Origin of the sequence: Paenibacillus sp. B2(2019), assembly GCF_008370385.1 — a bacterium.
GTDB lineage: Bacteria > Bacillota > Bacilli > Paenibacillales > Paenibacillaceae > Paenibacillus_AQ.
Map to the genome: position 1 here is coordinate 257,370 of NZ_VTZR01000002.1, position 12,129 is coordinate 269,498.

Consider the following 12,129-nt stretch of genomic DNA (forward strand, 5'->3'; position numbering starts at 1 on the left):
TTTATACAATTGCGAGGCGTCGATAAGTGGCAATGTCAGCTTTTTTTGCCGTATTTTCCAGGTGGAATGCCCGTGATGTTCTTGAAAGTACGTATGAAATTGGCATAGTCATTGAATCCGGATAGATAACAGGTATCGGATACGGAGTTTCCGGCGGATAGGAGCTGTTTGGATAAAGCGATTTTTTTAAGCAGGACGTAACGGTAGATCGTACCTCCTGTCTGCTGCTTGAACAGGTGACTAAGATAATATTTATCGATGTTTAATTCACCAGCGATCTGCTCTAGCGACAGATTCAGATGCAGATGGTTATCGATATAGCGCATGGCCGATTGAATATGCGATGAAATAATACTGGGTATGGTGGAACTAGTACGGCTATATAGCTCATTAATGAGGACCAGAATCTGGATCAGATAAGTTAAAGCCAGAACCTCACTGCCGTATTGAGGATTCTCCAAGATTGCAATCAGGCGAAAGGCAAGGGCCATGTACTCTGCAAGCAGTGTTTCATCCATTTGTGCGAGATTCTGCTCTCCAGGCTGACGGTTCTGGAAACAGGCGAGCAGATTTGTGGTTGCGGTGCAGAAGGGATATACAAGTGGAGCTTTGAAATGAATTGTTAATCGTTCGTAAGGCTCCGGAGATAAATTAATGATTTTATGAATCTCGTGATTGTTGAATAAGAGCACATTGCCACGTTGAAGCGGATAGCTGTACTGATCCACAAATCCGTTCACCGTGCCGCCTAAAAATAGGAAGATTTCAAAGTGATCATGAATATGAAAATCTTTGGTGGGTGAGATCGGTGAATTGCCGATGCCCGCCAGTATGTCGCCTTCGAACGGCTGATAATACTGGGCATGTTTCATCCGGATAACCCCTTTCAGATTAATAGCAATAAACGCAATAAATAATCATTAATCGCAAAGACATTGCAATAATACAACACTAAACTATAGAAGAAGATTACGCAATAAACCAAGTATATAGATGGTCTGAACATGAGTAGTAGGGATCTGCATCTGCTGAATAGACGCAATTGAAAGGGTGGATGGTGTATGAATAGTACGAAACACCGCAAATATTGGCTGGATACGATGCTACAGATCGGGAACCCAGTACTTGACGCTTTGTCGCAAAGAAAATTAAAGGAACGGCTGCCCACCGAGTTTCATAGTGACAGGAGCAAGTTTGCGCATTTGGAGGCATTCGCCAGGTTGGCCTGTGGAATGGCCCCATGGCTAGAGCTTGAAGGGCTGGAGGGTGAAGAAGAAGAGCTCAGGGCTCGTTATGTCATATTGATGCTGGAATGCATCGATGCCGCTGTTGATCCATCATCACCTGACTATATGGATTTTAAGTCCGAAGGCCAACCGTTGGTCGATGCGGCATTCCTCGCTCATGCGTTGGTGCGTGCACCGAAGCAGCTTGCCGGGCGGCTGAATGAGCGGGTCAAAGGTAATTTAATAACAGCCTTGAAGCGTACGCGCCGGACTGCACCCAGCGGGAGCAATTGGCTGCTGTTTAGCGCAATGGTTGAAGCAGCTTTGTATATACTTGGCGATTCAGAATATGACCGGATGCGTGTTGGTTATGCGATCCACATGTTCATGGATTGGTATAAAGGAGATGGTATCTACGGGGATGGCAAGGACTTTCACTGGGATCATTACAATAGCTTTGTCATTCAGCCGATGCTTGTGGATGTGGTTACACTTTTTGAACGGGACTCGGAGCAATACTCCGTATTGAGGCCATTGATTCTGGAGCGGGCACAAAGATACGCAACTGTTCTGGAACGGATGATTGCGCCGGACGGAACGTATCCGTTTATCGGGCGCTCTATCGTTTACCGTTTTGGTGCGTTTCAGCTGCTATCACAAGCGGCGCTACAGCATTTTCTGGAGGATGCGCTATCACCCGCACAGGTACGCTGCGCCTTGACCGCTGTAATCACACGGACTATGGGGTTTCCAGGGACGCTGGATGAGGACGGGTGGCTACGTCCGGGGGTGTATGGTTACCAGCCCGAGCTTGCGGAGAGCTATATCAATACGGGAAGTCTCTATTTATGCGCTTCAGTATTTCTTCCTCTGGGGTTACTTCCTTCAGATCCTTTCTGGGCAGGGACAGAACTGAAATGGACAGCACAAAGAATCGCAGCCGGAGAGGATGTTATGAGAGATCATGCCTTGAGTAGATAGGGGGATCTGATCTAATCGGTCAAAGGGAGGGGAAAAGCATGAACAGACAGGAGCTTTTCGGAATTGTCCAAGAAATGAAGCCAGCAAATCTGAGCTTGTATTATCCTGATGGAGAGTCGGATGCTTTTTGGAAACAAGCCTTATTATCCGAGACATTAAAGGAAGATATCAGCGAAATCCGCGAGGAGGCTCAAAGATTAGACAGCCAGCCTATATCAGAGCTGACGGATACGCTATTTTCAATTTTTGCGCGCACGGGTTCGAGGTTGGAATATGAACGGGTCTATTTCGAACGGAGAAGAAGGCTGAATACATATGTATTTATGACCTTGCTTGAGCCGGATAATGTCAGACTTCTGGAGAACCTGGAAAATATCCTATGGTCTATATGCGAAGAGTACACATGGTGCCTGCCAGCCCATCTTCCTGCAGAGCATAATACAGAGAATATTGATCAGTTTATTGATCTGTTCTCCTCGGAGACCGCTTTTACCCTTGCCGAAATTTCTCTATTACTGGGAGAACGACTTCCGCTGCTTCTTCGATCCCGAATCAGACATGAAGTAGAAAAGAGAATATTTCGACCTTTTATTGAATGTGGTCCTTATGAATGGGAGACTGCACGTCATAACTGGGCAGCAGTGTGCGCAGGGTCGATCGGGGCAGCCGCCTTATTGATGTTGGATGATCCTGCTGCGCTGACGAATATCCTGCTGAAGACAGAGCGCAGCATGAGCTACTATCTGGAAGGCTTCGGGGATGATGGGGCCTGCCTGGAAGGTCTGAGTTACTGGAACTACGGATTTGGCTATTTCACGTATTACAGCGATCTTCTCCGGGTTAGAAGTGAGGGAAGAGTAGACTGGTTTGCAACGGACAAAGTGCGAAGTATCGCTCAGTTCCAACAGAAAATTTTCATCGGTGGCAATTTTGTCGCCAATTTCTCTGACTCAGAGCCTCGAATTCACATACATATGGGCTTGTCCCATTATTTAGCTGATACCTATCAAGAAGTAGAATGTCCTCCGCCTGTGCTTCGCACCCCTTACGCTAAGGATCACTGCAGCCGCTGGGCTCCGGCTTTTCGAAATCTCATCTGGAGAAGGACCAGCGATGAGAAACAGGATCAGGATTGGGGAGTCGCCAGTTATTATCTTCCTGATGCGGGATGGCTTATCTCGCGTTATCAGTCCGGAGGAAGTTCGTTCGGCTTTGCGGCTAAGGGAGGGCATAACGCTGAACCTCATAATCATAATGATCTGGGACAGTTCATTCTGTTAGGTGGAGGCGAAATCTATGCAGCTGATCTCGGCAGTGGAGAGTATACGGCTGAATATTTTGGGGCTGGCCGTTATCAATATGATTGTAACGGCTCGCAGGGACATTCGGTTCCTATCATCGGCGGCCAGTATCAACTGGCTGGCAGGAAGCATAGTGCTACAGTTCTGTACGCGTTGGCTGCGGTTGAAAAAGATGAACTGAAGCTGGAGCTGTCTCAGGCATACGAAGTGGAAGAGCTTCAATCCCTGATCCGCTCTATGGTTTGGTACAAGGGGCAGCATCCTCGCTTGGAGTTAATGGACGAGTACCAGTATAACGGTAAGTCAGTGAGCTGGACAGAGCGGTTCGTTACCTTGCGTCGTCCGAAAATGCTGCGTTCTGGTGTTGTGCTGCTGCCCGGAACTGGAGTAGGCGGAGTGGAACTGACTTATGATGTTCAGATCGTTGAGCCAGAGATTACTGCACGTGAGTACCGGGATCATTTTGGCAGGGATACGGTCTGGCATACGCTAGACTTTCATGCTCTTCAGCCCGGTTCTGAAGGAAAATTAGTATTCACCTTTCAATTTATATAAATGATGAAAGAAATAGTGAACCATTCTAAGAAGGCGGTGTTTGAAATGAATATAACGGAAAACCCAACTTGGCTGGATGAAGCTTGGAACAAGGCACTTGAAAAGACAAGATGTAACAGTGGAAAGATCGGTGCAGAATTTCCACACGCGAGTCAAGATGGTAAATACTTGCTTGAAGCGCCGAACTGGTGGACAGCAGGGTTCTGGCCGGGAATGCTTTGGCAGTTTTATTCTGAAAGTGGGGACGAAAGCCTTAAAATGATCGCGGAGCGCTGCGAAGAGAGACTCGACGAGGTACTGGACGGCTACGTTAAGCTGGATCACGATTTAGGCTTCATGTGGATTCTTACCAGTGTGGCAAATTATAAGTTAACGGGTAGCGAAGCGTCGCGAATTCGGGCATTAAAGGCAGCTAACTACCTGGCAGCCCGCTTCAATCTGAAAGGACATTATATTCGGGCTTGGAATCCATGGAGTGAAGGGGAGGACAATAGCGGAGTTGCTATTATCGACTGCTGCATGAACACCAGCCTGTTGTTCTGGGCTTCCGAGACAACAAGTGATCCCCGCTATCGTCATATCGCAGAGGCGCATATGGATACTGTGCTGGAGCATTTTATCCGACCGGACGGCTCCGTGTACCACATCGTCAAATTCAACCCGGAGACGGGTGAAGTGGTGGAGAAGCTTGGTGGGCAAGGCTTTGCGCCCGAATCGGCTTGGTCACGCGGCACGGCTTGGGCTATTTACGGCCTAGCGCTCGCCTATCATCATACGGGAAAGCAAAGCTACTTGGATGCATCCAAGCAGGTAGCGCATTTCTTCTTGACCCGACTTCCGGATGATCACGTTCCACATTGGGATTTCCGCGCTCCCGGTGAAGTCGGCGAGATACGTGATAGCTCCGCTGGTTCCTGCGCAGCGAGTGGATTGCTGCTGCTAGCCGACCAGGTGGATGATTCGGAGTCCCATGTGTACCGGAACGGGGCTATAAGAATAGTGGAATCTCTCTACAGGAATTATGGCAGTTGGGACAATGCGGACGAGGAAGGGTTGCTGCTTCATGGTACAAGTAACTACCCTGAGAACCGGAATATAGATGTTCCTCTTATCTACGGTGATTTTTTCTATGTCGAAGCACTGGCTCGGCTTAAAGCAGCAGGACCCTTCTATTGGGAATAGGGGGGATTATGATGAACAATGAGAAATCTTTTTCTCGTATTGGCGATAATCCGCTAAAGACCCGTGAGGATCTGGTGATCGCTCTTGAGCAGCTTACGGATCCACTTCGGCCGTTCTACAGTAAAGGTGGCTCACGACTTAAAATTGGCAAAACAGGGGCGAGCTATTCGGCAGCAACTGCTGAAATGGAAGGTTTCTCGCGGGTGTTGTGGGGTTTGGTACCCCTGCTCATTGGTGGTGGAGACAGCAAACTCTGGGACATCGTGCTGGATGGCATTCGGCATGGCACCGATCCTTCTCATGAAGAATATTGGGGAGAGGTGAAGGACTACGATCAGCGTTTGGTCGAAATGGCGGTCTTCGGCATCGCATTGGCAGCCATTCCGGAACAGATTTGGTTGCCGCTTGCTCCGAATGAGCAGGATCAATTATACCGTTGGCTGAATCAAATAAACGCCCATCCTTGCTATGATTGCAATTGGCTGTTCTTTAACGTTCTAGTCAATATCGGATTCCGCAAAGTCGGTCGTCACTACGACGCAGGACAACTGGAGAGCAATTTAAAGCGCATGGATGATTTCTATTTGGGAGAGGGCTGGTACAGCGACGGAATTAATGGTCACAGCGATTATTACGTACCTTTTGCTATTCATTACTATGCACTGCTGTACGCAAAGCTGATGGAACAGGAAGACCCCGAACGTTCCCATGTGTTCAAAGAACGGGCTCGATTGTTTGCTGCTGAATTCATCGGCTGGTTCGCACCCGACGGCTCCGCACTTCCTTATGGGCGTAGCTTGACTTACCGCTTTGCCCAGTCGGCATTTTGGAGCGCCTTTGCCTATGCAGACGTTGAAGGATTTTCTGCTGGTGTGGTAAAAGGTGTGGTGCTACGAAATCTGCGTTGGTGGTTCAGTCAGCCGATTGTTGACGCCGATGGCGTACTGACCATCGGATATACTTACCCGAATCTGGTCATGGCGGAGAATTACAATGCTCCCGGATCTCCGTATTGGGCGTTAAAGACTTTCTTGCCGCTGGCTCTAAGGGCGGATCATCCGTTCTGGAAGGAAGAGGAACTGCCGCTACCGTCCATTCCGGCTGTCATGGTTCAGAAGCCTGCACATCTTGTCATCGTCCGCGAGCACGCTTCCGGTCATGTAGCGGCCTTCAATAGCGGACATTTATACACGAATGAACATACCCACACCTCGGCCAAATACGAAAAATTCGTGTATTCAACAGGCTTCGGCTTCAGCGTGCCCCGCTCCGAATGGGGGCTCTCCCAAGGAGCGTTCGACGCTATGCTTGCGATGAGCGAGGTCGGAGACAACTTATACCGGGTACGACGCCAGAATATAGAGTCTGAGATGATAGACAACGTCCTACGTTCCGTCTGGAAACCGTGGGCCAATGTCGAGGTTCAGACTTGGGTTGTCGCCGGACTGCCTTGGCATATTCGGATTCATCGAGTCGAAACTGGACGGTCGCTGGATACCGCAGAGGGTGGATTCGCACTTGGCCAAGAGAATGAAATGCTATCGAAGATCGATGTGGCTGGTGCGATGGCCTCCACTGCTGGGGGAACCAGCGCAATCAAGGATTTGCTAGGTTGTCGGAAGGGTGAGCTGGTCTGGCCGAACGCCAATACGAACCTGCTTTACCCTCGAACGGTGCTGCCGATGCTGACGAGCACCCTTGAGCCGGGAATTCATTGGCTCGCTTCGGCCGTCTATGGTTGTCCTTCAGAGGGGGCTTTGGATATTCAGGCTGATCAAGCTGATGAGGTCCTCAAGCATTCACCTGAGCAAGATTTGAAAGTTAAGTTCAGCGAGGGAACGTTAACCATTGTCACTCATTTTGGGAGAGAAATCGTTCTTAATATACAATGAGTTGTTTGAATATTTCTCACACTAATTGAAAAGTCACAACAACAGCCCTGATGCAGAACTACTGCATTAGGGCTATTGTTTTTATGTGGATTTTTATGATTTTATCTTTTAATTATTGAGTTTTTTATCAAATGTTTTCTTAGATGGACAATTATGCTATAGTACTCTATCTAGTCATTTACAGAAGTATTGATTTATCAGACGATGAATAAACTGACTTTTGGCAAAACTAGAAATACCGACATCTATAGAAAGATAAGAAAGGCAGGAACTCCTTATGGACAACGGCAGTCTGGTCACGTGGATACTTTCATTTGTTATGATTATAAACATATTGCTCTCTGCTGGTTTTTTATTTTTTGAGAGGAGAGATATTGGTTATACGTGGGCGTGGCTTATGGTTTTTTATTTCATTCCCATTTTGGGTTTTATTATTTATCTCTTTCTTGGTCGTAATTTAGCAAAAAAGAATTTCTTTGGCCTTTCAGCTGAAGAAAGTAAATATCTACAATCAACTGTAGATCATCAATTGGCTACATTAAAGGATCAACGCGAGAATCAGAACGCTTTGTTAACGAAATATGCTGATTTAATTCATATGAACCTTGTTTCATCGAATGCGCTAATGACAACAGATAACGAGATAGCTATTTTTAACGATGGTAAACAAAAGTTTGACTCTTTATTTAATGATATTAGAAATGCCAAAAAAGAGGTCAACATTCAATATTACATCATCCAGCCTGATGATTTAGGGACAAAATTAAGAGATGAATTAACTAAAAAAGCCAAAGAAGGCGTAAAAGTGAGGGTTCTCTATGACGAAATCGGCTCCAAGAGACTTTCTCTTAAGTTCTTTAAAGAACTACTTTCTGCTGGTGGAGAAGTAGAGGTATTCTTTCCATCACTGCTTAGACCGATAAATTTTCGAATGAATAATCGAAATCATAGAAAACTATGTATCATCGATGGGGAAATTGCTTATATTGGTGGATTTAATGTGGGAAATGAATACTTAGGGATAGATAAAAAGTTTGGATATTGGCGGGATACACATTTTAGAATGAAGGGTGGTTCCGTTAATCAAATTCAAGGCAGGTTTCTTCTGGATTGGAAACATGCCCGGAAACACGAGCAGGTAAGCTTCGATCAATTTTCCTTTACTACTGGAAGTCATGCCGGATCAAGTCCCGCTCAAATTGTGTCTAGTGGTCCTAACTCGCTAGTTGAGCATCTGAAAAACATGTATATTAAGCTGATCTTGAACGCCAAACGGAGTGTGTATATTCAGACGCCATACTTCATTCCAGATAGTAGTTTTATGGATGCATGTAAGATTGCACTCCTGTCCGGTGTGGATGTACGGATTATGATTCCAAATAAGCCTGACCACCCTTTTGTTTACTGGGCAACTTGGGCGTATGCAGGTGAATTATTAAATTATGGAGCGAAAATTCTGTTATATGAAAATGGTTTCTTGCATGCCAAGACGATTGTGGTAGATGAAGAAGTAGCGTCCGTAGGGACAATGAATATTGATTCCCGGAGCTTTAGACTCAATTTCGAAGTTAATGCAATTGTTTATGATGAGCAAGTTGCTAAACAGCTTCAAGAATTGTTTCATGAAGATAGCCAGTTAAGTACAGAGCTTACCCCTGAGCGTTATAAAGAAAGGTCCCTTATAATCAAATTTAAAGAGGGGGTTTCTCGTCTTTTTTCGTCCATTCTCTGAATACACAGACCCTATACTCCGTACAAAAGGCGAGCTGTGTACTTGTAAATGCACAGTTCGCCGCGGCACATGGATTCTACTATGCTTCACACGACACCCTGTTTTGATTTCATGCACTTAAGATTGTATGTGCGACCGTATACTTTTGCATATCTGACAATTCGGTCAATCATACGGGTGTCTTTCAGCTTAGTAAACGGGCACGGATCAGGAGCGGTATTCACTTCCAAGATCCATGGCTTGAGACGTTGATCTAAGGCAATATCTACACCGATTTCCTGAAGGCCGGGATAGACAGTGCTAAGCTGTCTGGCGGATTTCACTCCAATTTGCTTCAGGGATCGGATCAATATTGTACAATTCTCTGTGCTTGTGTAGGCTTTCAATAATTCCTCAACCGGATAAATCGTTCCTCCTTGACTCCCGTTTGTAACTACTTTGCGAGGATGCGCCACGCGTCCTGCAACCCCTGTTGCTTCCCACCCACCTTTAGAATTTCGCTGCACCATCACCCGGATATCGAATGGGCGGCCATCGTACACCAGCAGCCTGATCCCCTTTTGAACTAAATAGGACTTCCCTTGGGCTTCTCGTAAGAGGGCCCGATATGCCGTGTCGTAATTAGAGAATTTGTGTACGTGGGTACCGGACTGATAGCTGTATTGTGCACGAGTAAGTTTAACCCGTATCACGCCCTGTCCTAAAGATCCGCAGCAAGGCTTAATGTACACCATCTTATATTTTTGTAGCATTTCATAGAGAGTGTTCTTATCCATTTTTTTTGTAAGCGGGACATGTTTATTTAATTCTTGATTTCTAACCAGCACCCTTGTCTTCGTCAGCTTATTGGATATACGACTTATCTGCTTCATCATTTTGTCCCTCCGTCTCAAAAGTCCATAGGCTATATTACGGTAATGCCTCAGCTTTTGATTGGGCAACCACCGAATCGTAGAACACACTGAAAGAACTCTACATATGATTATGGTAGGTATTTATCTATGGGCTGCAGCTTGCGGTCAACAGGAGGCGGCCATCATGCTGCTCGACAAAGACAAATTGCAGGATAAGTTACTTGAAGTAATTGAGGCATTTCCCTGGTATAAGGGGCTGATCGGCGGCGAAAGAGCGAATTATAGCTTAGAGACGCTTCCGCTTATGACGTCGACAACGCTAGATACCTATTATTATAATCAACCTTTTGATCCTTCTTTGACCGTATATAGGACGTCGGGTACAAGCACTGGCCGTCGAAAAGCCATACTTTACTCTAAGGAAGACGATATGCACTATATAGATATTAAAACGAAGCTGTACGGTGATCTTATTGCGGGAAGCGGATGTGTTAGCGCTTTGGCGGATATGGGTACTGGGCATGCGGCGAACACTGCGCTGTCCATTTTTGAGCGGTTAGGATTGGAACATCATTCAATTCCCTTCGAATTGCCGATTGAGCAGCATATTGAACAGCTTCAAACCTTCAAGCCTGACTTACTCTACACAATGCCTTCCATCCTTGATCATATCGTACATGCTACTAGTGATCTGCGTGTTTTTGGAATCCGTAAGATTATTTTGGTTGGGGAAATCGCTTCATTAGGGTGGCAGCGGAATATGGCCCGTCTGTTCGGTCTTGAACCGCGCGACATCATTGATACGTATGGCTCTATTGAAATAGGCACGATTGCTTATTATTCACATGATCTTGGCAGGTATATTTTTGCTGATGGGATTTTTGCGGAAGGGGTCGGGGCGCAGGAGATTGGCGAAGAACTAAGTCCGCTTAGTAATGATGAAAGTGTTCTTGTTCTTACCTCCATGGTTCGCAAAATGCTGCCAGCTATTCGTTTCGTTACCTATGACGTTGTAAGGGACTTTAGGTCTGTGATGATAGATGGTGTGGAGAAGCAGAGCTTTAGTTCCATCGTCAAACGGGTAGGTCGGGAGCTGAAGCACGGGGAGAAAATCAGCCTGTACGATATCGAACAGGTCGTATTCCGACATATTGAAGATGCGATCATTCGGGTCAAAGTGAGGAAGAACGCGCTGACCGTTTATATCAAAAGTAAATCTGCGGATAACACCATTGTCCCGAAGATCAAAGAGGAAATTAGGGAATGCATTCCGGAAATCGGCATGATGATTCGAAACCATCTGTTGGATGATATTGAGGTCATTACAGTAGGCAAAGACGAGCCGATGGACAGCGGAAAGGTTAAGAACAAAAAGCTATATTACCAGAAAGATAAAGATCGCGCAGAGATGGACTTCACTGACGGTATTTTGTCGACTATCGGAAAAACACCCTTAATCAAGCTGAAGAGCTTGTTCTATAAAAGTGAGTTTGACGTCTATGCAAAAATGGAGCTGATGAACCCGGGGGGAAGCGCCAAAGATCGTCCCGCCCTGCGGATGATCCAAGAGGCATGGAAGGAAGGAACAATAGGCCCGGGAACCACCATCATTGAATCGAGCTCTGGTAATATGGCGATCAGCTTGGCCATGATTTGTAAGTATTTGGGGATGCGTTTTATCAGCGTTATTGATCCTAGAACCACGGAAACGAATCTGCAAATTCTGAAGGCGTTGGATGCCAAAATCGACTATGTCGCCAATCCCGATCCCGTAACAAGGGAGTTTCTTCCTGCCAGACTGAAACGTGTGCAGCAGTTGTTGGCGGAGATACCGGGCAGCTACTGGCCGAATCAGTATGCGAACGCAAATAATTATTTAGCCCACTACCATACGACAATGAAAGAAATCGTGACTGATCTTGAACGATTGGATTATTTATTTTGCAGCGTTAGTACATGCGGAACCATACGGGGTCTTGCGGAATACGCAAGAGATCACGGACTTCGGACCAAGATCGTGGCTGTCGATGCAGAGGGAAGCGCGATTTTTGGCGGAAATAAGAGTACGCGGCGCTTCCCGGGACTGGGTGCCGGCATCGTGCCACCTTTCTGCAGAACAGATATAATCGACCATATCGTGCATGTCTCGGATTCAGATATAGTAAAAGGTTGCCGGATGTTGGCGCAGAACGAATCCATCCTGGCTGGCGCATCCTCCGGGGGAGTCATTGCCGCCGTTAAGCAGATGGAGCCAGGATTGACTCCGGGAGCTGTCTGCGCAGTCATACTGCATGATAAGGGAGAGCGTTACCTCGATACCGTATATTCTGACTCATGGATTCAGAACCAATTCGGTCAGGAACTGTTGGCTGAATGTGATGATCTCACTGAGATGTAAGAAACGAT

Annotated in this window: 8 protein-coding genes; 6 read left to right on the forward strand and 2 right to left on the reverse strand. The window is 46.4% G+C overall.

The features are described from left to right. Positions 1-35: 35 nt before the first annotated feature. Positions 36-872, reverse strand: coding sequence for a helix-turn-helix domain-containing protein (locus tag PAENI_RS01500; protein ID WP_081392972.1), 837 nt, complete (start codon positions 870-872; stop codon positions 36-38). A gap of 189 nt (positions 873-1,061) precedes the next feature. On the opposite strand from PAENI_RS01500, the gene PAENI_RS01505 reads away from it, so the two are divergent. From PAENI_RS01505 to cls, 5 genes are all read left to right on the forward strand, one after another. After that, positions 1,062-2,207 carry a DUF2264 domain-containing protein gene (locus tag PAENI_RS01505; RefSeq protein ID WP_149644013.1) on the forward strand — a complete coding sequence of 382 codons (1,146 nt, stop codon included), beginning with the start codon at positions 1,062-1,064 and terminating at the stop codon, positions 2,205-2,207. 38 nt (positions 2,208-2,245) lie between these two features. After that, a complete protein-coding gene (locus PAENI_RS01510; RefSeq protein WP_149644014.1) occupies positions 2,246-4,063 on the forward strand; it encodes a heparinase II/III family protein in 1,818 nt (605 codons plus the stop codon). Between the two features lie 45 nt (positions 4,064-4,108). Beyond that, on the forward strand, positions 4,109-5,245 hold the full coding sequence (locus PAENI_RS01515) for a glycoside hydrolase family 88 protein (protein ID WP_149644015.1): 1,137 nt from the start codon (positions 4,109-4,111) through the stop codon (positions 5,243-5,245). An 11-nt stretch (positions 5,246-5,256) separates the two neighbouring features. Next, a complete protein-coding gene (locus PAENI_RS01520) occupies positions 5,257-7,137 on the forward strand; it encodes a DUF2264 domain-containing protein (protein ID WP_149644551.1) in 1,881 nt (626 codons plus the stop codon). A 277-nt stretch (positions 7,138-7,414) separates the two neighbouring features. Beyond that, entirely contained in the window at positions 7,415-8,869 is a 1,455-nt protein-coding gene (cls, locus tag PAENI_RS01525) for a cardiolipin synthase (protein ID WP_149644016.1), read from the forward strand. 86 nt (positions 8,870-8,955) lie between these two features. On the opposite strand, the gene PAENI_RS01530 is transcribed toward cls, so the two are convergent. Beyond that, positions 8,956-9,744 carry a YheC/YheD family protein gene (locus PAENI_RS01530; protein WP_149644017.1) on the reverse strand — a complete coding sequence of 263 codons (789 nt, stop codon included), beginning with the start codon at positions 9,742-9,744 and terminating at the stop codon, positions 8,956-8,958. 103 nt (positions 9,745-9,847) lie between these two features. On the opposite strand from PAENI_RS01530, the gene sbnA reads away from it, so the two are divergent. Beyond that, entirely contained in the window at positions 9,848-12,121 is a 2,274-nt protein-coding gene (sbnA, locus tag PAENI_RS32915) for a 2,3-diaminopropionate biosynthesis protein SbnA (protein ID WP_316502723.1), read from the forward strand. Positions 12,122-12,129 lie beyond the last annotated feature (8 nt).